This is a genomic window from Bradyrhizobium sp. RDI18, assembly GCF_043203335.1.
In the GTDB taxonomy this organism is placed as follows: Bacteria; Pseudomonadota; Alphaproteobacteria; order Rhizobiales; family Xanthobacteraceae; genus Bradyrhizobium; species Bradyrhizobium retamae.
On the sequence record NZ_JBICRN010000008.1, the window covers coordinates 1,703,615 to 1,730,114 of the forward strand.

General features: G+C 62.3%; 16 protein-coding genes and 4 pseudogenes. 4 read left to right on the top strand and 16 right to left on the bottom strand.

The window, feature by feature from the left end; all coding sequences use genetic code 11:
* Positions 1-5: 5 nt before the first annotated feature.
* From rpsJ to rpsL, 5 genes and pseudogenes are all read right to left on the bottom strand, one after another.
* The gene (rpsJ, locus tag ACFXS9_RS17290; protein ID WP_002712302.1) at positions 6-314 is read right to left on the bottom strand and encodes a 30S ribosomal protein S10; all 309 of its coding nucleotides are present in this window, start codon (positions 312-314) and stop codon (positions 6-8) included.
* Positions 315-407: 93 nt separating this feature from the next.
* Positions 408-1,598 carry an elongation factor Tu gene (gene tuf, locus ACFXS9_RS17295; RefSeq protein ID WP_161855313.1) on the bottom strand — a complete coding sequence of 397 codons (1,191 nt, stop codon included), beginning with the start codon at positions 1,596-1,598 and terminating at the stop codon, positions 408-410.
* 40 nt (positions 1,599-1,638) lie between these two features.
* Entirely contained in the window at positions 1,639-3,711 is a 2,073-nt protein-coding gene (gene fusA, locus ACFXS9_RS17300) for an elongation factor G (RefSeq protein ID WP_392690594.1), read from the bottom strand.
* A 29-nt stretch (positions 3,712-3,740) separates the two neighbouring features.
* A pseudogene (gene rpsG / locus ACFXS9_RS17305) lies at positions 3,741-4,212 on the bottom strand (30S ribosomal protein S7).
* A gap of 15 nt (positions 4,213-4,227) precedes the next feature.
* The gene (gene rpsL, locus ACFXS9_RS17310; RefSeq protein WP_057849132.1) at positions 4,228-4,599 is read right to left on the bottom strand and encodes a 30S ribosomal protein S12; all 372 of its coding nucleotides are present in this window, start codon (positions 4,597-4,599) and stop codon (positions 4,228-4,230) included.
* A gap of 681 nt (positions 4,600-5,280) precedes the next feature.
* Between rpsL and ACFXS9_RS17315 the strand changes: the two are divergent.
* Positions 5,281-5,496: pseudogene (locus ACFXS9_RS17315) on the top strand (FAD-dependent monooxygenase); the annotation flags it as partial.
* A gap of 41 nt (positions 5,497-5,537) precedes the next feature.
* On the opposite strand, the gene ACFXS9_RS17320 reads toward ACFXS9_RS17315, so the two are convergent.
* The 7 genes and pseudogenes from ACFXS9_RS17320 to rplJ form a co-directional block, all read right to left on the bottom strand.
* Entirely contained in the window at positions 5,538-7,334 is a 1,797-nt protein-coding gene (locus ACFXS9_RS17320; protein WP_392690596.1) for an ABC transporter ATP-binding protein, read from the bottom strand.
* A gap of 391 nt (positions 7,335-7,725) precedes the next feature.
* A complete protein-coding gene (locus tag ACFXS9_RS17325; RefSeq protein ID WP_392690598.1) occupies positions 7,726-9,780 on the bottom strand; it encodes an FAD-dependent oxidoreductase in 2,055 nt (684 codons plus the stop codon).
* Positions 9,781-10,029: 249 nt separating this feature from the next.
* Entirely contained in the window at positions 10,030-11,127 is a 1,098-nt protein-coding gene (locus ACFXS9_RS17330; protein ID WP_392690600.1) for a helix-turn-helix transcriptional regulator, read from the bottom strand.
* Positions 11,128-11,275: 148 nt separating this feature from the next.
* Positions 11,276-15,475: a DNA-directed RNA polymerase subunit beta' gene (gene rpoC / locus ACFXS9_RS17335; protein WP_392690602.1), complete on the bottom strand. Its 4,200-nt coding sequence runs from the start codon at positions 15,473-15,475 to the stop codon at positions 11,276-11,278.
* A gap of 154 nt (positions 15,476-15,629) precedes the next feature.
* Positions 15,630-19,747, bottom strand: a pseudogene (rpoB, locus tag ACFXS9_RS17340) (DNA-directed RNA polymerase subunit beta).
* 478 nt (positions 19,748-20,225) lie between these two features.
* Positions 20,226-20,603: a 50S ribosomal protein L7/L12 gene (rplL, locus tag ACFXS9_RS17345; RefSeq protein ID WP_065748157.1), complete on the bottom strand. Its 378-nt coding sequence runs from the start codon at positions 20,601-20,603 to the stop codon at positions 20,226-20,228.
* Between the two features lie 50 nt (positions 20,604-20,653).
* Positions 20,654-21,172, bottom strand: coding sequence for a 50S ribosomal protein L10 (rplJ, locus tag ACFXS9_RS17350; RefSeq protein WP_057843567.1), 519 nt, complete (start codon positions 21,170-21,172; stop codon positions 20,654-20,656).
* A gap of 399 nt (positions 21,173-21,571) precedes the next feature.
* Here rplJ and ACFXS9_RS17355 point away from each other — a divergent pair, with 399 nt between their 5' ends.
* The 3 genes from ACFXS9_RS17355 to ACFXS9_RS17365 are packed head-to-tail and all read left to right on the top strand — an operon-like array spanning position 21,572 to position 23,580.
* Entirely contained in the window at positions 21,572-22,177 is a 606-nt protein-coding gene (locus ACFXS9_RS17355; protein WP_392690604.1) for a hypothetical protein, read from the top strand.
* Positions 22,170-22,715, top strand: a complete 546-nt coding sequence (locus ACFXS9_RS17360) for a hypothetical protein (RefSeq protein WP_392690606.1) — start codon at positions 22,170-22,172, stop codon at positions 22,713-22,715. The genes ACFXS9_RS17355 and ACFXS9_RS17360 overlap by 8 nt, the downstream gene beginning before the upstream one ends.
* Complete coding sequence (locus tag ACFXS9_RS17365) at positions 22,693-23,580, top strand: sigma-70 family RNA polymerase sigma factor (protein WP_392690608.1); 888 nt, start codon at positions 22,693-22,695, stop codon at positions 23,578-23,580. The genes ACFXS9_RS17360 and ACFXS9_RS17365 overlap by 23 nt, the downstream gene beginning before the upstream one ends.
* A 5-nt stretch (positions 23,581-23,585) precedes the next feature.
* Here ACFXS9_RS17365 and ACFXS9_RS17370 read toward each other — a convergent pair whose 3' ends face one another.
* From ACFXS9_RS17370 to nusG, 4 genes and pseudogenes are all read right to left on the bottom strand, one after another.
* Positions 23,586-24,539, bottom strand: coding sequence for a 2-hydroxyacid dehydrogenase (locus ACFXS9_RS17370; RefSeq protein ID WP_392690610.1), 954 nt, complete (start codon positions 24,537-24,539; stop codon positions 23,586-23,588).
* Between the two features lie 121 nt (positions 24,540-24,660).
* Entirely contained in the window at positions 24,661-25,353 is a 693-nt protein-coding gene (gene rplA / locus ACFXS9_RS17375) for a 50S ribosomal protein L1 (protein ID WP_057843562.1), read from the bottom strand.
* Positions 25,354-25,359: 6 nt separating this feature from the next.
* Positions 25,360-25,788, bottom strand: a complete 429-nt coding sequence (gene rplK / locus ACFXS9_RS17380; RefSeq protein WP_028349072.1) for a 50S ribosomal protein L11 — start codon at positions 25,786-25,788, stop codon at positions 25,360-25,362.
* A 165-nt stretch (positions 25,789-25,953) separates the two neighbouring features.
* Positions 25,954-26,485 (bottom strand): annotated as a pseudogene (gene nusG, locus ACFXS9_RS17385) (transcription termination/antitermination protein NusG).
* Positions 26,486-26,500: the final 15 nt, after the last annotated feature.

Genomic DNA, 26,500 nt, shown 5'->3' on the forward strand with positions numbered 1-26,500 from the left:
AAATCTTAGAGCTTGATCTCGACGTCGACACCGGCGGCCAGATCGAGCTTCATCAAAGCGTCGACGGTCTGCGGGGTCGGATCGACAATGTCGAGAAGGCGCTTGTGGGTACGCATCTCGAATTGCTCGCGGCTCTTCTTGTCGACGTGTGGCGAACGGTTGACGGTGAACTTCTCGATGCGGGTGGGCAGCGGAATGGGTCCGCGAACCTGGGCACCGGTACGTTTCGCCGTGTTCACGATCTCGCGGGTCGACGTATCGAGGATTCGATGGTCGAACGCCTTGAGACGGATGCGAATATTTTGGCCGTTCATTGCCGTTTGTCTTTCTTTGTCGCGTAGGGCGAGTGGTGAGCGGCGAATAGCGAATGGAGCTGGTCCACTCGCTACTCGCCATTCCCTATTCGCTTATTCGATGATGGCGGCGACGACGCCGGCGCCGACGGTGCGGCCGCCTTCGCGGATCGCGAAGCGCAGCTTTTCTTCCATCGCGATCGGCACGATCAGGTGCACTTCCATCGCGATGTTGTCGCCCGGCATCACCATCTCGGTGCCTTCGGGCAGGTGCACGACGCCGGTCACGTCGGTGGTGCGGAAGTAGAACTGGGGCCGGTAGTTGGTGAAGAACGGGGTGTGACGACCGCCCTCTTCCTTGGTCAGGATGTAGGCCTCAGCCTTGAACTTGGTGTGCGGCTTGACCGAACCCGGCTTCGCCAGCACCTGGCCACGCTCGACTTCCTCGCGCTTGGTGCCGCGGAGCAGCGCGCCGATGTTGTCGCCGGCCTGGCCCTGATCGAGCAGCTTGCGGAACATTTCGACGCCCGTGACGATGGTCTTCTGGGTGTCGCGCAGGCCGACGATTTCGATTTCCTCGCCGACCTTGATGATGCCGCGCTCGACACGGCCGGTGACGACGGTGCCGCGGCCCGAGATCGAGAACACGTCTTCCACCGGCATCAGGAACGGCTGGTCGACCGGACGCTCCGGCTGCGGAATGTATTCGTCGACATTGCGCATCAGCTCGAGGATGGCGTCGTGGCCGAGCTTCTTGTCCTTGTCTTCGAGGGCGGCGAGCGCCGAGCCCTTGATGATCGGGATCTTGTCGCCCGGGAATTCATACTTCGAGAGCAGTTCGCGAACTTCGAGCTCGACGAGCTCGAGCAGCTCCGGATCGTCGACCATGTCGCACTTGTTCAGGAACACGACGAGCGCGGGAACGCCGACCTGACGGGCAAGCAGGATGTGCTCGCGGGTCTGCGGCATCGGGCCGTCGGCGGCCGACACGACGAGGATCGCACCGTCCATCTGGGCGGCGCCGGTGATCATGTTCTTCACATAGTCGGCGTGGCCGGGGCAGTCGACGTGGGCGTAGTGGCGGTTCTTCGTCTCATATTCGACGTGAGCGGTCGAGATGGTGATGCCGCGCGCCTTCTCTTCCGGCGCCTTGTCGATCTGGTCGTACGCCGTGAACGTCGCACCGCCGGTTTCAGCCAGCACCTTGGTGATCGCTGCGGTCAGCGATGTCTTGCCATGGTCGACGTGACCGATGGTTCCGATGTTGCAGTGCGGTTTAGTACGTTCAAACTTTGCTTTGGCCATTTGACTCTCCGTTCAGTCGTTAGCTTGCAACCAACGACAATCAGGCAAACTTCTTCTGGACTTCTGCCGACACGTTCGCCGGCGCTTCAGCGTAGTGATCGAATTGCATCGTGAAGGTCGCGCGTCCCTGGCTCATCGAGCGCAGGTTATTCACGTACCCGAACATGTTCATGAGCGGCACCATCGCGTTGATGACGTTGGCGTTGCCCCGCATGTCCTGGCCCTGGATCTGGCCGCGCCGAGAATTCAGGTCGCCGATGACCGAACCGGTATAGTCTTCCGGGGTCACCACTTCGACCTTCATGATCGGCTCGAGCAGAACAGACTTGCCCTTCTGCAGCGCTTCGCGGAACGCCGCGCGCGATGCGATTTCGAAGGCCAGCGCCGACGAGTCGACGTCGTGGTACTTGCCGTCGACGAGCTGAACCTTGACGTCGACCACCGGGAAGCCGGCGACCACGCCCGAGCCCATCACGCTGTTGAGGCCCTTTTCGACGCCGGGGATGTATTCCTTCGGCACCGCGCCGCCGACGATCTTGGACTCGAACTCGTAGCCCTTGCCGGGCTCGTTCGGCTCCACGATGATCGACACTTCGGCGAACTGACCGGTACCGCCGGTCTGCTTCTTGTGCGTGTACTTGACTTCAGCGCGCTTGGTGACGCGCTCGCGGAACGCCACCTGCGGCGCGCCGATGTTGGCATCGACCTTGTAGGTGCGCTTGAGGATGTCGACCTTGATGTCGAGATGGAGTTCGCCCATTCCCTTCAAGATGGTCTGGCCGGACTCCTGGTCGGTCGACACGCGGAACGACGGATCTTCGGCAGCGAGCTTCGCCAGCGCGACGCCGAGCTTTTCCTGGTCGGCCTTCGACTTCGGCTCGATCGCGATTTCGATCACCGGCTCCGGGAATTCCATCTTTTCCAGAATCACCGGCTTGTCGGGATCGCACAGCGTGTCACCGGTGCGCGCTTCCTTCAGGCCAGCCAGCGCGACGATGTCGCCGGCATAGGCTTCCTTGATGTCTTCGCGGTTGTTCGCATGCATCAACAGCATGCGGCCGATGCGCTCTTTCTTCTCGCGGGTCGAATTGATGACCCCGGTGCCCGACTGCAGGATGCCCGAATAGATGCGGCAGAAGGTGATGGTGCCGACGAACGGGTCGTCCATGATCTTGAACGCGAGCAGAGCCAGCGGCTCCTTGTCGTCGGCCTTGCGCACCACTTCATTGCCGTCATCGTCGGTACCCTTGATCGCGGGCACGTCGATCGGCGACGGCAGGTAGTCGACGACGGCGTCGAGCAGCGGCTGCACACCCTTGTTCTTGAACGCCGAGCCGCACAGCACCGGATAGAACGCGCCGGTCAGCACGGCCTTGCGGATCAGGCGCTTCAGCGTCGCCTCGTCCGGCTCCTTGCCGTCGAGGTAAGCCGCCATGGCGTCGTCGTCGAGTTCGACGGCGGCTTCGATCATCTTCTCGCGGTATTCCTTGGCCTGATCGACGAGGTCGGCCGGGATGTCGACGTAGTCGAACTTCGCGCCGAGCGATTCATCGTTCCAGATGATGCCCTTCATGACGACGAGGTCGACGAGGCCCTTGAAGTTGTTCTCGGCGCCGATCGGAAGCTGGATCGCGATCGGCTTGGCGCCGAGGCGGTCAACGATGTCGGCGAGGCACTTGAAGAAGTCGGCGCCGGTCTTGTCCATCTTGTTGGCGAAGACGATGCGCGGAACCTTGTACTTGTCGCCCTGGCGCCAGACGGTTTCGGTCTGCGGTTCGACGCCCTGGTTGGAATCGAGCACGCATACCGCGCCGTCGAGCACGCGCAGCGAACGCTCGACTTCAATGGTGAAGTCGACGTGGCCGGGGGTATCGATGATGTTCAGCCGCTTGCCGTTCCAGAACGCGGTGGTCGCAGCCGAGGTGATCGTGATGCCACGCTCCTGCTCCTGCTCCATCCAGTCCATCGTCGCGGCACCTTCGTGCACTTCGCCGATCTTGTGGCTCTTGCCGGTGTAATAGAGGATGCGCTCGGTGGTCGTGGTCTTACCGGCATCGATATGCGCCATAATACCGAAGTTACGGTAGTTCTCGATGGCATGAACGCGGGGCATGGGCTGTTCCTTAAATCCGTTCTTCGCCGTTACCAGCGATAATGCGAGAAGGCACGGTTGGCTTCCGCCATCCGGTGCACGTCTTCACGCTTCTTGACGGCGTTCCCCCGGTTGTTCGACGCGTCGAGCAGCTCGGCCGAGAGCCGCTCCGTCATCGTCTTTTTCATTGCGATCGCGCGCCGCCGTGATGATCCAGCGAATACCCAGCGCCTGACGGCGAACCGAGCGCACTTCGACCGGCACCTGATAGGTGGCGCCACCGACGCGGCGCGAGCGCACTTCGATGGTCGGCATGACGTTTTCCAGCGCCTGCTCGAAAACCGGCAGCGGGCCCTGCTTGGTCTTGGTTTCGATCATGGCGAGCGCGCCATAGACGATGCTCTCGGCGGCAGACTTCTTGCCGTCGTACATGATCGAGTTCATGAACTTCGTGATGATGACGTTCCCGAACTTCGGATCCGGGTTCACTTCACGCTTTTCAGCAGAATGGCGACGAGACATCGATTCTGTTCCTGATTACTTCGGACGCTTCGCGCCGTACTTCGAACGACGCTGCTTACGGTTCTTGACGCCCTGGGTATCGAGGACGCCGCGGAGGATGTGGTAACGCACGCCGGGCAAGTCCTTGACGCGGCCGCCGCGGATCATGACCACCGAGTGCTCCTGAAGGTTATGCCCCTCACCCGGGATGTAGCCGATCACTTCGAAGCCGTTGGTCAGGCGCACCTTGGCGACCTTACGAAGCGCCGAGTTCGGCTTCTTCGGGGTCGTGGTGTAGACGCGCGTGCAAACGCCGCGCTTCTGCGGCGACTGCTGCAGCGCCGGCACCTTCTTGCGCGACTTCTGTACTGTACGCGGTTTTGCGATCAGTTGGTTGATCGTCGGCATGTCAGCCTTCACCCTTTAGTTCACGCGAAAACCTGGAATGGCTTTCGTAAATTCTTCTCGGAACTAGCCGTTCCGTTCGGCTCGCCTCACGCGAAAAAAAACATTCGCGCAAAACGAAATCGCGCCAACCACCCATCGCTGAGCGGAAAGCGCTTCGACGCCACAGAGGATCGCGAATTAAGGCCGATCAGCGCTCGCTGTCCGGCCCGCTACCGAGATCATGCACCCGAGTTCACTCTCAAGAGGACGTGCTCAAGAGAACTAAAATCGTCCTGGCATTGCCTAGCTATATGATCGACAGCGTTTGAGCGGCATTCGTCGAGGTTGGTGCCCGTCCAGTACCTTTAGGAATTGCCCATAAGGATTTGAAAGGGTGATCCGTTCCGACGCTGGCGTAGCTCACCGCCTGTCGTTAAGTGGCCGTCTTCTATAAGCGGTGGATAGCTAAGTCAAGCAAAACGAGAACGCTGGAAACGCCTATGGCGTCTGTGGATTCGGCGTTTGCCGCGAAATCGGAAAAGCCGAAATGGCGATGCCCTGCCCTCTTCGGAGTGGATCGAGTCGCTTATTTTTACCCGGGTAAATACAGCCAGAGATACAATTTTCTCGTTCCAGTTTTCCCGGCCAAGCCCTTAATGCATTTCCGGGCGCAAAACTGGCGCAACAAGGCCGGAATTCTTCGTGAAACACACCGATATTGCGATCATCGGCGGCCGCCCTCGCCGGTTCGGCCGCGGCCGCCATGCTCGGGCGCGCGGGGCATCAGGTCTTCCCGTTCGACTTCCGCGTCGGAAAAATCAACGGCGACGAGCAGTTCGGCCGCTTCTACCAGACCGGAATCGCCGATTCGGTGCTGCGCTCGGCCACCACGGCGAAAACTGGATCACGCGATTCGGCTACCCGGGCGCGTGAGTCTGCGAACGGTCAACCCGCCCTGCTCACTCCTCGTCGTCCTCATCATCGTCGTCGTCTTCGTTGTCGACGTCGGCCTGGGCGGCGGCGTTATACGGCGTGTGGCCCTGGTCGTCCCAGAGCTTGCGATAGACGCCGTTGGCCGCGAGCAACTCCGCATGCGAGCCGCGCTCAATCGCCTTGCCGCCTGAAATCACGATGATCTCGTCCATCTCGACCACCGACGTCAGGCGGTGGGTCGACCAGACCATGGTGCGCCCTTCCGCCACCTTCATCAGCGTGCGGTTGATCGCGGCTTCCGTGGTCTGGTCGAGCGCCGAGGTCGCTTCATCGAGCAGCAGCAGCGAGGGATTGCGGATGATGGCGCGCGCGATCGCGATGCGCTGGCGCTGGCCGCCGGATAGCGTGTCGCCGCGTTCGCCGACCGGCGTATCGTATTTCTGCGGCAGGCTCATGATGTAGCGGTGAATCTCGGCCTTGCGCGCGGCTTCCTCGACCTCCTTGTCGGTGGCGCCTTCCTTGCCAAGCCGGATGTTCTCGCGGATCGACATGTTGAACAGCATGTTGTCCTGGAACACGACGGCCATGCTTCCGCGCAGCGACTCGCGGGTCACGCGGCGGATATCGACGCCGTCGATCGCCACCCGTCCCTCGTCCGGCGTGTATAGACGCAGGATCAGGTTGAGCAGCGTGCTCTTGCCCGACCCGCTCGGCCCCACGATCGCGATGCGCTTGCCGACATCGAGCTTGAGGCTGAAATTGTCGAGCACCGGCGTCTCGCTGCCTTCGTAGGCAAAGGTGACGCGGTCGAAGGTGATGTCGTTGGTGATCGGCGGCAAATCCGGCGCGCCCGGCCGGTCGGCGCCGCGGGTCGGCTCATCCAGCAGTTCCTGCATGTGCCGCACCGCCGCGGCTGACTGGATCGACACCGGGATGAAATGCATCAAATGGGCGATGTTGTAGGACACCTCCCAGAACGCGCTCTCGAAGGTGACGAAGGTGCCGATGGTGATTTGGCCCTTGGTGGCGAGATAGGCGCCGATTGCCAGCACCACGAGATGCAGCAGCAGCACCGAAATGGTGACGGTGCGCTCCACCATGGTCGACAGGAACACGGCGGACGCCGTCTTGATGCGCACATCCTGGTTGCGCATGGTGAACCAGCCGAGCGTGCGGCGCTGCAGGCTGAACGCCTTGATCACGGCCTGCGCAGCCACGTTTTCCTGCACCGTGCCGAGCAGTGCCGCTTCATTGAGCTTCTGCTCGTAATTCGCCTGCACCGCCTTCGGCGTCAGGATTCGCGGCCCGATCAGCGTGATCGGGAATACCAGGAGGGCGACCGCCGCGAGTTGCCAGTTCAAAAACAGCATCAGGATGATGCCGGCGACCAGTTCCAGGAACGGCAAAGCGGCGCTGTTGGCGAACGTCTTGACCGAGCCCTCAAAGGCCGCGAGGTCGATCGAGAAGCGCGAGAGGATTTCGCCGCGCTTGGTACGGGCAAAATACGACGCCGGCAGGTTCTGGACGTGCTCGAACAGCCGCGTCCGCACATCGGCAATGACGCACGCTGCCAGCCGCGCATCCCAGCGCTCGTACCAGACCGCGATGATCGAGGTGATGATACCGGCGACCGCGAGCACGCCGAGAATCTTGTAGAGCGCCTGAAAATCCTCTTCACCCAGCGCATCGTCGATCAGGAATTTCAGGCTCAGCGGCATGATGACGTTGAACAGTGTCTCGACGAGAACGCCGAAGGTCACGAAGACGAGCAGCTTCCTGTAATTGCCCAGATACGGCTTGACGAAGCCGTAGATGGTCGCCATCGCGCCGGCGGCTTCCTTGGCGGTGAAAACGACGAGGTCCTCGTCATCATCATCGTCGTCGAGCTCGATCTCGTCCTCTTCGTCGTCCTTGTCAGCGCCGGGGGGATGCCGGCCGCCTTACCAGCGGCACCGGGCGCAGCGGCAGCCCCGGCCGCGAGCTTCTTGGCAAGCTCGGGATCGTCGGCCGGCGCGGGATTCTGATCATCCGAGGACGGAGGCTTGGGCGCCATGAAACCAACCGATGCTGCACGGCCGGCATGACCGCAAATCGAACGCGGCAGCGGCGGGCGCTACCGCAACGATTCTATGCGATCGGGATCAATTCGGCAAACATTGGCGTGACCGGCTCTGCTTCAGCCGAGCGGTCACGCTCAATACAACCAGTCGGTGCTCAATCGTCCGATCCGACCTTGTCAAAAAACGAATAGCGCAGGCTGTCCGCGTCGGCATACCACTGCCCCGGCCCCTTGTTGGCAGCCAGCGTCGCTGCCCATACCGCATCGGTGCAGTCGCGCCGGTGCATCGAGAGGTCGAATCCGTTGCCGAAGAATAATTCAGACCATTCCCACCAGGTGCCGAGCTTCTTCACCCCGCGCAACAGATCGTAACGGTCGATCAGTGCAGGGGCCATGTCCGACGTCACCGACCCGAACACCAGGCCGGTCTTCACGACGCGGTTCAGTTCGCGCACCGCCCGCGGGACCTGCTTTTCGGCGACATGACACAGACTGGTCTCGAACACGAAATCGAACTCGTCGTCCTTGAACGGCATGTCGACGATCGAGCCGAGCTTGTTGAACTTCTTCAGCGCCTTCGGCGTCTTGGCGTGGATCGCCCGGTTGTTCTCGATACCCCAGGCATCGATGCCGCGCTCGCGCAGCGCGCCGACCAACTCCCCGCTGACGGAGCCGGCGACCAGGAGCTTGTAACCCTTGGCCCTGCTCCAGACGATCTTGATCAGTTCCGTCAGATAGGCCGGATCGGTAAACTGGCTCCAGACTTCGCTGTAGGGGCCCAGCCCACGGTAATTCTCGAAATAGCTGCGGTCGATCTTGTCGAGCGATACCTCGCCCTGTTGCGCGCGCGCGCGGCGCAACCGCATCATCTCGGTCAGAATGATGTCGGTGGCGGCGTCGGAGGAATCGAGCAGCCCGTTCAGCGTCGAATCGAAAAGATAGTCGCCGACCACGACGATTCCCGGATGCTGCTTCGGCTCCGGGCGATGGTTGGTCATGACGTCGCGCACCGGCAGGCCGCCGGGCAGCGCGTTCACCGACGATAGCCAGCGGTGAATCTTGCCTTCCAGAAAATGATCGCGGGCGTTGCCGAACGAAGCCGGCAGCGACTTGATGGCGGCATCGATCAGTTCCTGGTCGCTGAGATTGGCAAATGCCAGCGCGTCCGAGCCCGCGATCAGCCAGTTCAGCACGCCGTGCCGGCCGACGTCATGGCGAGCGCCCTCGTTGTAGACGCAGCAGCCGCCGAACGCTTCCGACATGAACCAGGCGCCCGGAATCTTCTCGCCCCAGAACGGTTCGTCGAACAGGATCGAGACCCGCAAGTAATGCGCCGGACGGTCGAAATAGGCGACGTGCTTGACCATCGACTTGCGCAATTCCTCGCCGTCCCAGCCCATGGTGGCGAGCCAGGAATGCGGCAGACACATCAAGACCAGATCGAAATCCCGTGTCTCGGGCCCCTTCCCGTTCATCATGTTGAGCTGATAGCGGCCGGCAGCGGTTTTTCCGACCTTGAGCACGCGGTGATTGAGCTGGATGTCAGCGTCGACTTCCGAGCGCAGGCATTCGATCAACTGCTCATTGCCGTTCTGGATCGAGTACAGGCTGATATAGCCGTCGATATCCATCACGAAGTTCTTCAGCGCATTCAGGCCATTGGTGTTGTGGGCCTCGGTTGCGATATCCGAGCGCGCCATCACCTTGAAGAAGCGTTTGGCCGTGGGATCGTCGACTTCCTTGTCGAGCACTTCCTCGCAGGTCATGTAGGCCCAGGGATGCTCGTTGTCGTGGGCGCCGACGCCCTCGTAATATTCGATCGGCGACACCAGGTCGGCGCAGCGCTTGCGGAACGCCTCGATCGCAGCCGCGGTCTTCTCGCCATACTTGCGGCGCATGCCGGGCACGTCGTTGAGCAGCACGCCGTCGAGGTGCACCTGCTCGGCGTCCATCGGTATGGTCTGCAATCCGAAATGCTGGATCAGTTCCCGTAAGGGATCCGGGCCGGTCATCGAGTAATCGTAGATTTCGGCGACGCCCGCCTCATACATCGCCGGCGCGGAATCGAATTTGCGCGAGACGATCTTGCCCCCGACCCGGTCGGACGCCTCGTAAATCGTGACACGGCACAGATCGCCAAGCTTTTTCTTCAGGTACCAGGCGCTCATCAAGCCGCCTGGGCCGCCCCCTACAATCGCAAGATCCAACATGTCTTTTCCGTCGCCCTCCGGCTCCCCATGCTTTTAGTAAAAGCAGCCGGTCTAAACCGCTAGCAAAAGCCCTTTTCACCCTGAAGGGAAGATGAACAAAGCAGGCCCTCGCAACGCAGCAATGAAAGAAAGCAGCAAGAAGGCCGGCTTGCGCCGACCCTTTGTCTTCGCACCGTATTCTTGCGGGTGCGCTATTCTGGCAGCAGCACGGTCGGCCGTTTCGAGTCCAGTGCTGCACGGCGCGGTTGTCTATCCGCCACGGAACGCCTTGCCGGCGAGCAGGCTGACAAGCTCCTGCTGGCGTGACAGGCCGGTCTTCGATAGCACGGCCTTGAGCTGGCTGCGCACCGTCTCCCGATTGACGCCGGTTGCGTCCGCAAGTGCATCGATGGTGACAGCCTGGCCGATGCCCCGCGCCACGCGTGCCTCCGCCGGCGTCAGGTCGAACAAGCCTTGCAGGACTTCCGCCGTCGGCACCACGGCGCGGTCGACCGGCGTCACCACCAATAGCGCGGTGGCCTGGGTGAAGATATCGCGCGCATCACCGCGTACGGGGATGACATGCAATACCATCGGCACGCGGTCTGCCGTCGCAGCGATCGGTATCGATTTGACGGTCCGACCATCCGCAAGAGACCGCGGACCGAGCGCTTCCGCAAGCAGCGCGTCCGCCGTGACATCCTTCATCGTGACGCGCTCGATACGGTCCTGGAACAGCGAAGGGACCAGCGCTTCGAACAAACCGTTTGCGGCGAATACCCGGCCGCCCCCGCGCAACACCGCGCCCGGCAGGCCAAGCACCTGCAACGCGTCAGCCTGCGCACGGGCGCGCTCGAAGCCGATGCGGTTTGCCGCAAGCGAAGCCCGGGCCAGATGCGGACGCAATCCATCCAGCAAGACGACGACTTCGCGCGGTACCGGGCCATGATCCTGATGCCGCGGCATCACGATCGCGATTGAATCGCCGCTCGGCATCGGAATGATCGTCCCGGCGCGATAGCCAAGGCCGTGCTTGCGGTAAAAGTTGCAATAGACGTCGTTGGTCGCAATCTCCTCCTCCGAGAGGAGGTCATAGTCAGTGACGAAGCCTGCATGATTGAGGGCGATGGCGCGCGGTAGATTTGGATCGCGTTCGCTCCATCCCTCTCCCAAGAACACCGGCATGAGCTGGTCATATTCGACAGAATTGACCGCACTCGTGTAGCCGTCGCGCACGCCGAACAGAAAGCCGCCGTTGCCGCCAATCGCTGCGCTGAGTTCGCCGAGCACAGCCGGCCAAAGCGACGGAATGAGCCCCGCTTCGTAAATGCGGTCGATCAGGGGTTCAAAATGAGCCGAATCGCTCATGGGGAATTGCAAAACATTACCGTCATGGCAGGAGGCCATTTCCTGACTTGATAGCAGCGGTCACCCATCCGGGTGAAGCAATATCCTCGTTCGCAAAAAGAAAAAGCCGGCTTCGCAGCCGGCTTTCCTGTTGATTAGCGTGGAACCCTTACTCCGCTGGCGGCAGCGCCAGCGGTTCGGCTTCCGGAGCGGTCGGCACGATGGCCGACTGCTTCTCGCGTTCGTCCAGGATCAGCTTGTCGCGTTTGACGGCGACTTCGCGGATCTTGGCCATTGAGGCGCCGGTGCCCGCCGGGATCAGCCGGCCGACAATGACGTTTTCCTTGAGGCCTTCCAGCGGATCCACCTTGCCGTTGACGGCGGCTTCGGTGAGCACGCGGGTGGTCTCCTGGAACGAGGCCGCCGAGAAGAACGAGCGGGTCTGCAGGCTCGCCTTGGTGATGCCGAGCAGAACCGGCGTTCCCGTGGCGGGCTTCTTGCCCTCTTCCTTGGCCTTCAGGTTGAGCGCGTCGAACTCGATCTTGTCGACCTGTTCGCCCGAGATCATGTCGGTGTCGCCCTGGTCGGTGACCTCGACCTTCTGCAGCATCTGACGGACAATCACTTCGATGTGCTTGTCGTTGATGAGCACGCCCTGCAGCCGGTAGACCTCCTGGATTTCGTTGACCAGATAGGCAGCGAGTTCCTCGATGCCCTTGATCGCCAGGATGTCGTGCGGCGCCGGATTGCCTTCGACGATGAAATCGCCCTTTTCGACGATGTCGCCGTCCTGCAGATGGATGTGCTTGCCCTTCGGGATCAGGTACTCGCGCGGCTCCTCGGTCTTGTCCATCGGCTCGATCGAGATGCGGCGCTTGTTCTTGTAGTCGCGGCCGAAACGGATCGTGCCGGCGATTTCCGCGATGATCGCCGCGTCCTTCGGCTTGCGGGCCTCGAACAGTTCGGCCACCCGCGGCAGACCGCCGGTGATGTCGCGGGTCTTGGCGCTTTCGGTCGAGATACGCGCCAGGATGTCACCGGCCTTGACCTTCGCGCCGGTATCCACCGACAGGATGGCGTCCACCGACAGCATGTAGCGGGCATCGCCGCCACGCGCGAGCTTGAGCACCTTGCCGTCCTTGCCCTTGACCACGATGGCCGGACGCAGGTCGGCACCACCGCGCGACGCACGCCAATCGATGACGACGCGCTTGGCGATACCGGTGGATTCGTCGAGCGTTTCCGAGATCGACTGACCCTCGACGAGGTCCTCGAACCCGATGGTGCCCTCGACTTCGGTGAGAACCGGACGGGTGTACGGATCCCACTCCGCGATGCGCTGGCCGCGCTTGACCATGTCGCCCTCGTCGACGTGCATGCGCGCGCCGTACTGAATGCGGTGGGTCGCACGCTCGGTTCCGTCGGCATCGACGATCGCAACGACCATGTTGCGAACCATCGCGATCAAGTGACCTTCGCTGTTTCGGGCGATGGACTTGTTCTTGATGGTGACCTTGCCCTCGAAGTTCGATTCGACGAACGACTGCTCGTTGATCTGCGCCGCGCCGCCGATGTGGAACGTGCGCATCGTGAGCTGCGTGCCGGGTTCACCGATCGACTGGGCGGCGATGACGCCGACCGCCTCGCCGTGGTTGACCGGCGTGCCGCGGGCCAGATCGCGGCCGTAGCACTTGCCGCAGATGCCGTTGACGAGTTCGCAGGTCAGCGCCGAGCGGATCTTCACTTCCTGGATGCCGGCCTGCTGGATGGCGTCGACATGCGTCTCCTCCATCAGCGTGCCGCGCTTGACCACGACCTTGTTGGTCGCGGGATCGCGCAGATCCTCGCCCGCGGTGCGGCCGAGAATACGCGAGGCCAGCGAAGCGACCACCGTGCCGGCATCGACGATGGCGCGCATCTTGATGCCGAGCTTGGTGCCGCAATCGTCCTGCGTGATGATGCAGTCCTGCGCGACGTCGACCAGGCGGCGGGTCAGGTAACCGGAGTTCGCGGTCTTCAACGCGGTGTCCGCGAGACCCTTGCGGGCGCCGTGGGTCGAGTTGAAGTATTCGAGCACCGACAGACCTTCCTTGAAGTTGGAAATGATCGGCGTCTCGATGATCTCACCCGACGGCTTCGCCATCAGGCCGCGCATACCGGCGAGCTGACGCATCTGGGCCGGCGAACCGCGCGCGCCCGAATGCGCCATCATGTAGATCGAGTTGATGTCGGCGTCGGCGCCCTTCGGCGTCTTCTTGGTCGAGGAGATTTCCTTCATCATCTCCTTGGCGATTTCTTCGGTCGCCTTCGACCAGGCGTCGACCACCTTGTTGTACTTCTCGCCATGGGTGATCAGGCCGTCGTTGTACTGCTGCTCGAAATCCTTCGCCAGCGTACGCGTGGTGTCGACGATCTTCCACTTGCTGTGCGGCACCACCATGTCGTCCTTGCCGAACGAGATGCCGGCCTTGAACGCATTGTAGAAGCCGAGCGCCATGATGCGGTCGCAGAAGATCACGGTCTCCTTCTGACCGCAGTGGCGGTAGACCTGGTCGATCACGCCGGAGATTTCGCGCTTGGTCATCAGCTTGTTGATGATCTCGTACGAAATCCGCGGGTTCTTCGGCAGCACGTTGCCGAGCATGACGCGGCCCGCGGTGGTCTCGATCCAGCGCTTGGTTGCCTTGCCGCTCTCGTCGGTGCCCTCCCACCGGTACTTGATCTTGGTGTGGAGGTGGATGACCTTCGAATGCAGGGCGTGCTCGAGCTCGGCCATGTCGCCGAAGATCTTGCCCTCGCCGGGCAGGCCTTCACGCATGATCGAGAGATAATAGAGGCCGAGCACGATGTCCTGCGACGGCACGATGATCGGCTGACCGTTCGCCGGATGCAGGATGTTGTTGGTCGACATCATCAGGACGCGCGCTTCCAACTGCGCTTCCAGCGACAGCGGAACGTGCACGGCCATCTGGTCGCCGTCGAAGTCGGCGTTGAACGCCGCGCAAACCAGCGGATGGAGCTGGATCGCCTTGCCTTCGATCAACACCGGCTCGAACGCCTGGATGCCGAGGCGGTGCAGCGTCGGCGCGCGGTTGAGCAGCACCGGATGCTCGCGGATCACCTCGTCGAGGATATCCCAGACCTCGGGACGCTCCTTTTCGACCAGCTTCTTCGCCTGCTTCACGGTGGTGGACAGGCCCTTGGCGTCGAGCCGCGAATAGATGAACGGCTTGAACAGTTCGAGCGCCATCTTCTTCGGCAGGCCGCACTGATGCAGCCGCAGTTCGGGACCGACCACGATCACCGAACGGCCCGAATAGTCGACGCGCTTGCCGAGCAGGTTCTGCCGGAAACGGCCCTGCTTGCCCTTGAGCATGTCGGCCAGCGACTTCAGCGGGCGCTTGTTGGCGCCGGTGATGACGCGGCCGCGGCGGCCGTTGTCGAACAGCGCGTCGACGGCCTCCTGCAACATGCGCTTTTCATTGCGGATGATGATGTCGGGCGCGCGCAGCTCCATCAGCCGCTTCAAGCGGTTGTTGCGGTTGATGACGCGGCGATAGAGGTCGTTGAGGTCCGAGGTCGCGAAGCGGCCGCCGTCGAGCGGCACCAGCGGACGCAGGTCCGGCGGGATCACCGGCACCACGGTCAGGATCATCCACTCCGGCTTGTTGCCGGAATAGCGGAACGCTTCGACGATCTTCAGCCGCTTGGCGAGCTTCTTGTGCTTGATGTCGGATTCGGTCTCCTGCATCTCCGCGCGCAGGGACTGCTCGAGCTTTTCGAGCTCGAGACCCTTCAACAGCTCGCGAATCGCTTCCGCACCGATCATGGCGGTGAACGAATCCTGGCCGTATTCGTCCTGCGCCTTCAGGTACTCGTCTTCCGACAAGAGCTGACGGTCCTTGAGCGCGGTCAGGCCGGGCTCCAGCACGACGTAGTATTCGAAGTACAGGATCCGTTCGAGATCCTTCAGCGTCATGTCGAGCAGAAGGCCGATGCGCGACGGCAGCGACTTCAGGAACCAGATGTGGGCAACAGGTGCCGCCAGTTCGATATGGCCCATGCGCTCGCGCCGGACGCGCGACAGCGTCACTTCGACCGAGCACTTTTCGCAGATGATGCCCTTGTACTTCATGCGCTTGTACTTGCCGCACAAGCACTCGTAATCCTTGATCGGCCCGAAGATGCGGGCGCAGAACAGGCCGTCGCGCTCCGGCTTGAAGGTCCGGTAGTTGATGGTCTCCGGCTTTTTGATCTCGCCGTAGGACCAGGACAGAATCTTCTCCGGGGACGCAATCGAGATCCGGATCTGGTCGAAGACCTGGGCCGGGGTCGTCGGATTGAAGAGATTCATAATTTCTTGGTTCATCGTCTTCTCCTCGCGTGCCGGTCGTCACCGGCAGCAAATTCGAAACTCTTATTTGGTGCGCGCCCCACTCAACGTCCGAGAGGAGCGCGAATGCCCTGCCCTTTTGCGCGAGGGGCTAGCCTCGCGCTTTGGGCCGGACATGGAATCTCAAGCGTTACTCAGCCGCCTCGGACGTCGGCGCCGGTCCCATCTTGGAATTGTGCAGGTCGACGTTGAGGCCGAGCGAGCGCATTTCCTTGACCAGCACGTTGAACGATTCCGGAATACCTGCCTCGAACGTGTCGTCGCCGCGCACGATCGCCTCGTACACCTTGGTACGGCCGGCGACGTCGTCCGACTTCACGGTCAGCATTTCCTGCAGCGTGTAGGCCGCGCCGTAGGCTTCCAGCGCCCACACCTCCATTTCGCCGAAACGCTGGCCGCCGAACTGCGCCTTGCCGCCCAGCGGCTGCTGGGTGACGAGCGAATACGGACCGATCGAACGCGCGTGGATCTTGTCGTCGACCAGATGGTGCAGTTTGAGCATGTAGATGTAGCCTACCGTCACCTTGCGATCGAACGCGTCGCCGGTGCGGCCGTCATAGACGGTCGACTGGCCGGAGGCGTCGAAGCCCGCGAGCTTCAGCATCTCCTCGATGTCGGCTTCCTTGGCGCCGTCGAACACCGGCGTCGCGATCGGCACGCCGTGGCTCAGATTGCGGCCCAGCTCCATCAGCTCGTTGTCGTTCAGCGTCTTGATGGTTTCATCGTCGCCATAGATCTTCTTCAGGGTCTCGCGCAGCGGCTTGAGATCCTGCTTCTGATAATAGCCGTCGATGGTCTGCCCGATGCGCTTGCCGAGGCCGGCGCAGGCCCAACCGAGATGCGTCTCCAGAATCTGGCCGACGTTCATGCGCGAGGGCACGCCGAGCGGATTGAGCACGATGTCGGCATGGGTGCCGTCCTCGAGGAACGGCATGTCCTCGATCGGAACGATCTTGGACACCACGCCCTTGTTGCCGTGGCGGCCGGCCATCTTGTCGCCGGGCTGGATCTTGCGCTTCACCGCGACGAAGACCTTGACCATCTTCATCACGCCGGGCGGCAACTCGTCGCCACGCTGCAGCTTTTCGACCTTGTCGAGGAAGCGCTGTTCAAGGCCCTTCTTCGATTCGTCGTACTGCTTCCGCATCGCCTCGATTTCGGCCATCAGCTTGTCGTTCGGTGACGCGAACATCCACCACTGCGACTTCGGATACTCCTCGAGCACGGCGCGCGTGATCTTGGTGTCCTTCTTGAAGCCCTTCGGACCCGCGATGCCCTGGCGGTTTTCCAGCAGCTCGGCAAGGCGGCCGTAGACGTTACGGTCAAGGATCGCCTGCTCGTCGTCGCGGTCCTTGGCCAGACGCTCGATCTCTTCCCGCTCGATCGCCAGCGCGCGCTCGTCCTTGTCGACGCCGTGGCGGTTGAACACACGCACTTCCACGATCGTGCCCTGCACGCCCGGAGGCACGCGCAGCGAGGTGTCGCGGACGTCGGAAGCCTTTTCACCGAAGATGGCGCGCAAAAGCTTTTCTTCCGGCGTCATCGGGCTTTCGCCCTTCGGCGTGATCTTGCCGACCAGGATGTCGCCGGCGCGGACTTCGGCGCCGATATAGACGATGCCGGCTTCATCGAGGTTTTTCAGCGCTTCTTCCGAGACGTTCGGAATGTCGCGGGTGATTTCCTCAGGTCCGAGCTTGGTGTCGCGGGCCATCACCTCGAACTCCTCGATGTGGATCGAGGTGAAGACGTCGTCCTTCACGATCCGCTCGGAGAGCAGGATCGAGTCTTCGAAGTTGTAGCCATTCCACGGCATGAACGCGACCAGCACGTTACGGCCGAGCGCGAGCTCGCCGAGGTCGGTCGAGGGACCGTCGGCGATGATGTCGCCCTTCTTGACGATGTCGCCGACCTTCACCAGCGGACGCTGGTTGATGCAGGTCGACTGGTTGGAGCGCTGGTACTTCATCAGCCGGTAGATATCGACGCCCGACTTGGTCGGATCGAGATCTTCGGTGGCGCGGATCACGACGCGGGTGGCGTCGATCTGGTCGATCACGCCGGAACGGCGGGCGGCGATCGCGGCACCGGAGTCACGGGCCACCACGCCTTCCATGCCCGTACCGACGAACGGCGCTTCGGCGCGAACCAGCGGCACCGCCTGGCGCTGCATGTTCGAGCCCATCAGCGCGCGGTTGGCGTCGTCGTTCTCGAGGAACGGGATCAGCGCCGCGGCAACAGAGACGAGTTGCTTCGGCGACACGTCCATATAGTCGACCTTGTCCGGCGTGATCGGCAGCACTTCGCCGGCGTGACGGCAGACGATCAAGTCTTCGGTGAAACGGCCCTTGGCATCGAGCGGCACGTTGGCCTGCGCCACGCGATAACGGCCCTCCTCCATCGCCGAGAGGTACACGACCTCGTCGGTGACGCGGCCGTCCTTCACCTTGCGGTAAGGCGTTTCGACGAAGCCGTACTTGTTGACGCGCGCGAACGTCGCCAGCGAGTTGATCAGGCCGATGTTCGGACCTTCCGGCGTCTCGATCGGGCAGATGCGGCCGTAATGCGTCGGATGCACGTCGCGCACCTCGAAGCCGGCGCGCTCGCGGGTCAGACCGCCCGGTCCAAGCGCCGAGAGGCGGCGCTTGTGGGTGATCTCCGACAGCGGGTTGGTCTGGTCCATGAACTGCGAGAGCTGCGACGAGCCGAAGAACTCGCGCACCGCGGCAGCCGCCGGCTTGGCGTTGATCAGGTCCTGCGGCATCACGGTGTCGATGTCGACGCTGGACATGCGCTCCTTGATCGCGCGCTCCATGCGCAGGAGGCCGATGCGGTACTGGTTCTCCATCAGTTCGCCGACCGAGCGCACACGGCGGTTGCCGAGATGGTCGATGTCGTCGATCTCGCCCTTGCCGTCGCGCAGGTCGACCAGCGTCTTGATGACGGCCAGGATGTCTTCCTTGCGCAGCGTGCGGTGGGTGTCAGGCGCATCGAGTTCGAGGCGCATGTTCATCTTGACGCGGCCGACCGCGGAGAGGTCATAACGCTCGGCGTCGAAGAACAGCGACTGGAACATGGTCTGGGCCGAATCGATCGTCGGCGGCTCGCCCGGACGCATCACGCGGTAGATGTCGAACAGCGCGTCTTCACGCGTCATGTTCTTGTCGGCATGCAGCGTGTTGCGGATGTAGGCACCGACATTGACGTGGTCGATGTCGAGCAGCGGCAGTTCCTTGTAGCCCTGCTCGTTCAATGCCTTCAGCGACTTCTCGGTGAGCTCCTCGCCGGCCTCGGCGTAGATTTCACCGGTCTTCGGGTTGACGAGATCCTCGGCGAGATAGTTGCCGATCAGCTCTTCATCCGACAGGCGCAGGGCTTTCAGGCCCTTTTCCTGCAACTGGCGCGCCGCGCGCACGGTCAGCTTCTTGCCGGCCTCGAGCACCACCTTGCCGGTGTCGGCGTCGATCAGGTCGTTGATGGTCGAGTAGCCGCGGAAACGGGCGGCGTCGAACGGCACGCGCCAGCCGTCCTTGGCGCGCTTGAAATTGATCTTCTTGTAGAAGGTGGACAGAATCGTCTCGCCGTCGAGACCGAGCGCGTACATCAGCGAGGTCACGGGGATCTTGCGGCGGCGGTCGATGCGCGCGAACACGATGTCCTTGGCGTCGAACTCGATGTCGAGCCAGGAACCGCGATACGGAATCACGCGCGCGGCAAACAACAGCTTGCCGGACGAATGGGTCTTGCCCTTGTCGTGGTCGAAGAACACGCCGGGCGACCGGTGCATCTGCGAGACGATGACGCGCTCGGTGCCGTTGACGACGAAGGTGCCGTTCATGGTCATGAGCGGGATGTCGCCCATGTAGACGTCCTGCTCCTTGATGTCCTTGACCGACTTGGCGCCGGTTTCCTCGTCGATATCGAACACGATCAGGCGCAGCGTCACCTTCAGCGGCGCAGCATAGGTCATGCCGCGCTGGCGGCACTCGTCGACGTCGTATTTCGGCGGCTCGAATTCGTAGCGGACGAACTCCAGCATCGAGGTGCCGGAGAAATCGAGATCGGGAACACCGAGCGGAACACCGCCTGCAGGCCCTCGTCCAGCCGGCCGCCCGGAGGTTCATCGACCATCAGGAATTGGTCATAGGATGCCTTCTGAACCTCGATCAGGTTCGGCATCTCGGCGACTTCCTTGATGTGTCCGAAGAACTTGCGGACCCGTTTGCGACCGGTGAATGTCTGCTGCGCCATCGTGGCCTCTCATTTTCGTCGCCTTACGAACCTTCCGAAGCGCGACTGCCATCGCCCCCGGGTTGAATTGTCAGATCGCTCAAAAGGAACAAAGCCCACTTTCAGGAATTAAATCCTGAACCCGCACTTTAGACCTTCAAAACGCAAAACGACGCGCGGGCGCATGACTGCACCCGCCCGTCATAACTGGTGGTTTCACGGACTGAAAAAGCCCGAAATCTGACTGTCTCCCAACGCGTTACGCCGAGGACCCTGCCGTCCCCGCCGCCTTACCGCGCTTTCCTGCTGCCGACCCGATATGGGGCGGCAATCGTGGAGATTCGAGGGGTAACCCCGCGAATCCCCACACTTTTTTGTGTACGCCGTGCTCCGGGCTGCCCCACAGCACAAACTTTGCAAGCTCCGGCCATCCACGCCGCTGGCAGGAGATCCCGGGTCGCGCTTACGCTCGCCCGGGATTTCGCTGAAGTAACTCGCGTTACTTCAGCTCAACCTTGGCGCCAGCCTTTTCGAGCTGGGCCTTGAGCTTGTCGGCCTCTTCCTTGTTCACGCCTTCCTTGACCGGCTTGGGCGCGCCTTCGACGAGGTCCTTGGCTTCCTTGAGGCCCAGGCCGGTGATGGCGCGGACTTCCTTGATGACTTCGATCTTCTTCTCGCCGGCGGAAGCGAGAACGACGGTGAAGTCGGTCTTTTCTTCAGCCGGAGCAGCAGCGGCGCCGCCACCCGCGGGACCGGCAACCGCCACGGCGGCAGCGGCGGAAACGCCCCACTTTTCTTCGAGGAGCTTCGCGAGCTCGGCAGCTTCGAGCACCGTGAGGCTCGAGAGGTCGTCGACGATTTTCTGTAGGTCAGCCATTGATTAGTTCCTTAAAGGTTTGGTTCGAACCAGATTTGATTTGCGAAGGGTCAGGCCGCTTCACTCTTTGAGGCATAGGCCTGGACGACGCGCGCGAGCTTGGCCGCGGGCGCGGTGGAAAGCTGCGCAATCTTGGTCGCCGGCGCCACCAGGAGGCCGACAAGCTTGCCGCGCAGTTCGTCCAGCGACGGCAAGGAGGCAAGTGCCTTCACGCCGTTCACGTCCAGGACGGTTTTACCCATCGAGCCGCCGAGAATGACGAACTGCTCGTTCGTCTTGGCGAACTCCATGGCAACCTTCGGCGCCGCTACCGGATCGTTTGAAGTCGCGATCACGGTCGGTCCCTTCAAAAGGGAGCCAATGGCAACGACGTCCGTGCCTTCAAGAGCAATTTTGGCGAGACGGTTCTTCGAGACCTTCACCGACGCGCCCGCCTGCTTCATCTGCGTGCGCAGCTTCTGCATCTGGGCCACGGTGAGGCCGGAATAATGGGCGACGACTGCGACGCTCGTGGTCTTGAAGACCTCGTTCAGCGCCTCAACCGCGTCCTTTTTTGCCGCTCTTTCCACAGCAAGCTCTCTCCGGTTGGCGGCCTTCGCTTAAGAGCGAGACCGCCGGGTTGCACCCATCGTCTCGCCCAAAACCTGACCTCTAGACACCAGTCTCAAGGACACGCCGGGCAGACGACATTTGAAAAGCCTGCCCTCCCGAACCAGATGGCGCGGGGTGTCGAGGTTCGAACCAAATCGGCTATGGCGCCACGCAAGGCGACGCTCAAGCGAAATTCGGTCTTCACCCGTCTATGCAGGCTATAAGATTAAGCCGTTGAGGAACTTGCGTTTCTTCGCGGGCGCCTGCAGTCTCGGACAGGATCGGGGCCATTCGGCAAGCCGAAGGACCCCTGCCGCATTCCACGAAACGATGAGTTTCGTTCCTTTCGAGCAATCCATGCGGATGTCCTGAAAGGAATGATCTCCTACCGTAACGGGTTTTCGGAATGCGCGCACAGACGTGCCAGCTACGGCCAGCACGCCTGGAAGCCGTTGTTTAACGAGTCTCGCCCGGTTTGCCAAGGGCAAAATTCACACCAGTTCAAGGACCGGCCGGACAACAATTTTCGTTCCGAATCTCGAAATTTCTTTGACGGTTCCGTCACACCGGTGACGCCCGCCTCGTCTTGGCCGCAGGAGCTTCTCATGCGGCGTCAATTGGCAGCCATTCTTGCGATACCCACGGTTCTGAACGGGCTGGCCATGCTTATGGCCGGACCGCTCTGGTACGAAACCGTGCCCGGCGTGCCGGACACCGGCCCGTTCAACCCACATTTCGTTCAGGACATCGGGGCCGCGTTCCTCGTGGCCGGTCTGGCGCTGGCCGTGCGGGCATGGCGCCCGCGTTATTGGCCGGCAGCCGTGGCAGGCGCCGGCTTCCTCGCCGCGCACGGTCTGATCCATCTGGTGCTGATCATTAGCGGGCACGCCCATCACGCCGCGTTCGATCTTCTTGCCGTGGTCCTGCCCTCCGCACTCGCCCTCTATTCCGCCTTCCCCAACCAAGGAGAACAACATGCGTAGTTGGATCGCCCGCCGCAGTTTGCGTGCATTCGCCAAACGCTATGGTTACGACGTCAGCTATCTCGAAATGATGCTGAACGAATCGCCCGCTGCCCTCTTCAAGTTCGCGCCCCTCATGAAGGCGGCCGCCCACCGCGAGGTGGTCCCGGCCGATGCCAGCTTCGCCGCCAAGATCGTCGGCGCGCTGGCGGAGGATTGCGGCCCCTGCACGCAACTGGTCGTCGACATGGCGCTGGAAGCGGGCATAGCCAAGGACCAGATCGAAGCGGTGCTTCGCCGCGATCCGCGCGCGATGAATGACGCGACCATGCTCGGGTTCCGCTTTGCCGATGCCGTGGTGCGCCGCTCGACCGATGACGACGAATTTCGCGACGCCGTCACGGCCCAATGGGGCCCCAAAGGTGTAATAGACCTGACGATGGCGCTGCAGTTCGGCCGCATGTTTCCGATGGTGAAGGCAGGTCTCGGCTATGCCAAGGAGTGTCGTCGCGTCTCGGTGAACGGGCACGATGTCGATGTCGTCAAACAGGCCGCATGACCACGACCCGCTGGCGCCCCATCGCGGGCGCCTGCTCGGGCTCGCCTATCGCATGCTCGGCAGCCGCAGCGACGCCGAAGACGTCGTACAGGACGCCTATTTCCGCTTTGCCGGCGCCCGGGATGTCCGCAACGCGGAAGCGTTTCTCGTCACCGTCGTGACCCGGCTTTGTCTCGATCGCCTGAAGAGCGCGAAGGCGCAGCGGGAGATCTATATCGGGCCCTGGCTTCCGGAGCCCGTGTGCGACGCGGAAAGCCTGTCGGCCGAAGCCGCCACCGAACTGGCTGACGATCTATCGTTCGCCCTGTTGCTGGCGCTGGACCGGCTTTCTCCGATGGAGCGCGCGGCCTTCCTGCTGCACGACGTGTTCGACACGCCGTTTTCCGAAATCGCCGCGATGCTCGACCATAGCGAGGCCGCCTGCCGGCAACTGGCGTCGCGGGCCCGCCGAGCGGTGCGCGACAACCGCCCGCCGCCGGCGCGCGCGCCGGACAACCACGCCCGCCTGTTGCAGGCATTCAGCGAAGCAGTTGCCAGCGGCAATGTTGCCCAACTCGCCGCACTCTTGCGCGAGGATGCCGTGGCGCTGACCGACGGCGGCGGCCGCAAGACCGCGGCCCGCAATCCGATCATCGGGGCGGAAAAGATCGCGCGCTTCTTCATCGGCCTCGCCGTCAAGAACCCCGGCCACGATATTCGCATCGAGCCCGCCATGATCAACGGCGCCGTCGGCACCCTGTTCTATCTGGACGGCGAACTCGACCACACCATGAGCATGGCGATCGATGGCGAGAAGATCGCCGCGATCTACATCGTCCGCAATCCCGACAAGCTGCGGCACCTGCCCGCTGCCGGGATGCACTGAAGCCGTCAGCCTGGAGGCACCGCGTAAGGCAGCGGCTTGCCAGCGAAGAACGCGTCGAGATTGGCAAGCACGCAGTTCTGCATCGCCACATGCGACTCCAGCGTATGGCCGCCGATGTGCGGAGAGAGCACGACGTTGGGCAGCGCCGTCAGGGCGTCCGGCGCATGCGGCTCCTTCGCGTAGACGTCGAGGCCGGCACCGGCGATCGTCTGATCGGTCAGCGCCGCAATCAGCGCCGGCTGGTCGATCACCGAGCCGCGCGAAATATTGACGACGTAACCATCCTTGCCGAGCTTGCGCAGAATATTTGCATCGACAACGTGATGGGTATCGGCGCCCGCCCGCACCGCGATCATCAGGACACTGCACCATTCGGCCAGCGCATCCAGGCTCGGAAAATACCGATACGGCACATCGTGCTGCCGGCGGCTGAAATAGCCGACCTCGGTCTCGAACGCGGCGACGCGCGCCGCAATCTTGCGGCCGATCTCCCCCATGCCGTAGACGCCGATCCTGCGGCCGAGCATGCCCGCCTGCGGTCGCATCATCGGCGACGGCTTTGCGGCCGCCCAACTGCCGCCTCGCACATAGTCGTCGGCCACCAGTAACCGCCGCGTGGCCGCCAGCATCAGCGTAACAGCGATATCCGCGACTGACGCCGCATTGGCGCCGGGGCTGTGACCGACAGCAATATTGCGCTTCGCCGCCGCCGCCAGATCGACGCCGTCATAGCCGGTGCCGTAGCAGATAATGGCGCCCAGTTTCGGCATCATGTCCATCGCGTCGTCACGAAGCGGCGTGCCGCCTGCCGTGATCAGCGCTCTGATGTCTGCGAGTTGCTCGGCCGAGAACACCTCGTTCGGCGCCTTGCCGGCAGCGTTCAGCAGTTCAAAGCGTTCGCCAAACCGCTCCATCTGGGCTTTCGGGAAACGCGAATAGATCAGGACTTTCTCGGGCATTGTTCTTCCTTCTTGCCAAGTCCGACGGGGCGACGATCGATTACGCAAAAGCGACATCAAACGCAAAGGGCGGAATCGGTCGCCCGATTCCGCCCCTGCAATTCACTTAAACTGCCACGAACTAGCCGAGCAGCGTGCCCGGCTCGACCTTGACGCCCGGGCCCATGGTGGAGGAGACCGCCACGCGCTGGATATAGGTGCCCTTGGCGCCGGCCGGCTTTGCCTTCGCCACCGCATCCGCAAGTGCCTTGACGTTCTGCACCAGCTTTTCCTCGGAGAACGACGCCTTGCCGACACCGGCCTGAACGATGCCGGCCTTCTCGACGCGGAATTCGACCGAGCCGCCCTTGGCGCCCTTCACGGCTGACGTGACGTCCATCGTCACGGTGCCGATCTTCGGGTTCGGCATCATGCCGCGCGGGCCGAGCACCTTACCGAGGCGGCCAACCAACGGCATCATGTCGGGAGTTGCGATGCAACGGTCGAAGTCGATCGTGCCGCCCTGGACCTTCTCGACCAGGTCTTCGGCGCCGACGACGTCAGCACCGGCAGCCTTGGCTTCGTCCGCTTTGGCGCCACGGGCGAACACGCCGACGCGCAGCGTGCGGCCGGTGCCGTTCGGCAGGTTGACGACGCCACGAACCATCTGGTCGGCGTGGCGCGGATCGACGCCGAGATTGATCGCGATCTCGATCGTCTCGTCGAACTTCGACGTGGCGCGTTCCTTGACCATCTTGATGGCATCCGCGAGCGGATAGAGCTTCTCGCGGTCGATGCCCTCGCGGACCTTCTTCAAACGTTTTCCGATTGCCATGGTCCGTTACCCCGCAACTTCCAGACCCATCGAACGGGCGGAGCCCTCGACCATCTTCATGGCCGATTCGACTGAGTCGCAATTGAGATCCTTCATCTTCTTCTCGGCGATCTCGCGCACCTGCGCGCGTGTCACCTGGCCCGCCTTGTCGCGGCCCGGAGCTTTCGAACCGGACTGGATCTTGGCAGCCTGCTTGAGGAAGTAGGACATCGGCGGCGTCTTCATCTCGAAGGTGAAGGAACGGTCCGCATAGATGGTGATGATCACCGGGATCGGGGTGTTCTTTTCTTCCTTCTGCGTCTGCGCGTTGAACGCCTTGCAGAATTCCATGATGTTGAGGCCGCGCTGACCAAGCGCGGGACCGATCGGGGGCGACGGATTGGCCGCACCCGCCGGCACCTGAAGCTTCAGGTATCCGGTCACTTTCTTTGCCATTTACAGCTCCTCATGTTGCTCCGGACAATCCGGAAGCTTCACAGGACCGTGGTGCGGTTCGCATGACGGCTGGCGACCGTCAGTCCCCTTCCACGGCATTACGGAAGCGTTGCCGCTTCCTCTTCTCGTCATGCCCGGGCCTGCCTCGGGAATGACGACGTCGGATCAGACCTTTTCGACCTGACCGAATTCCAGTTCGACGGGCGTGGCGCGGCCGAAGATCGAAACCGCGACCTTCACGCGCGAACGCGCCTCGTCAATTTCCTCGACCACGCCGGAGAACGACGCGAACGGACCATCGGCCACGCGGACGTTCTCGCCGATTTCAAACGACACCGTGGCCTTCGGCCGCTCAACACCTTCCTGCACCTGCTGCAGGATGTGCATCGCCTCGGATCTCGGAAATCGGCATCGGCTTGTTTTCTGCGCCGAGGAAGCCCGTCACCTTGGGCGTGTTCTTGATGAGATGGAACGCCTCGTCGGTCAGTTTCATCTTCACCAGCACGTAGCCCGGGAAGAACTTGCGCTCGGCGTCGATCTTGCGGCCGCGGCGCACCTCGGTGACTTTTTCGGTCGGCACCAGCACTTGGTCGAACAGTTCCTCGAGGCCGCGCTGCTTCGCCTGCTCGCGGATCGATTCCGCCACCTTCTTCTCGAAGTTCGAATAGGCGTGAACGATATACCAGCGCTTGTCCATCGTAAGGGTTCCGGT

Coding starts and splice junctions, on each gene's coding strand:
- ACFXS9_RS17365 (WP_392690608.1), top strand. CDS start 22,693: ATGTCGTCAAACAGGCCGCATGACCACGACCCGCTGGCGCCCCATCGC.
- ACFXS9_RS17370 (WP_392690610.1), bottom strand. CDS start 24,539: ATGCCCGAGAAAGTCCTGATCTATTCGCGTTTCCCGAAAGCCCAGATG.
- rpoC (WP_392690602.1), bottom strand. CDS start 15,475: ATGAACCAAGAAATTATGAATCTCTTCAATCCGACGACCCCGGCCCAG.
- ACFXS9_RS17355 (WP_392690604.1), top strand. CDS start 21,572: ATGATCTCCTACCGTAACGGGTTTTCGGAATGCGCGCACAGACGTGCC.
- rplL (WP_065748157.1), bottom strand. CDS start 20,603: ATGGCTGACCTACAGAAAATCGTCGACGACCTCTCGAGCCTCACGGTG.
- rpsL (WP_057849132.1), bottom strand. CDS start 4,599: ATGCCGACGATCAACCAACTGATCGCAAAACCGCGTACAGTACAGAAG.
- rplK (WP_028349072.1), bottom strand. CDS start 25,788: ATGGCAAAGAAAGTGACCGGATACCTGAAGCTTCAGGTGCCGGCGGGT.
- rpsJ (WP_002712302.1), bottom strand. CDS start 314: ATGAACGGCCAAAATATTCGCATCCGTCTCAAGGCGTTCGACCATCGA.
- rplA (WP_057843562.1), bottom strand. CDS start 25,353: ATGGCAATCGGAAAACGTTTGAAGAAGGTCCGCGAGGGCATCGACCGC.
- ACFXS9_RS17325 (WP_392690598.1), bottom strand. CDS start 9,780: ATGTTGGATCTTGCGATTGTAGGGGGCGGCCCAGGCGGCTTGATGAGC.
- fusA (WP_392690594.1), bottom strand. CDS start 3,711: ATGCCCCGCGTTCATGCCATCGAGAACTACCGTAACTTCGGTATTATG.
- tuf (WP_161855313.1), bottom strand. CDS start 1,598: ATGGCCAAAGCAAAGTTTGAACGTACTAAACCGCACTGCAACATCGGA.
- ACFXS9_RS17330 (WP_392690600.1), bottom strand. CDS start 11,127: ATGAGCGATTCGGCTCATTTTGAACCCCTGATCGACCGCATTTACGAA.
- ACFXS9_RS17320 (WP_392690596.1), bottom strand. CDS start 7,334: ATGGCGACCATCTACGGCTTCGTCAAGCCGTATCTGGGCAATTACAGG.
- ACFXS9_RS17360 (WP_392690606.1), top strand. CDS start 22,170: ATGCGTAGTTGGATCGCCCGCCGCAGTTTGCGTGCATTCGCCAAACGC.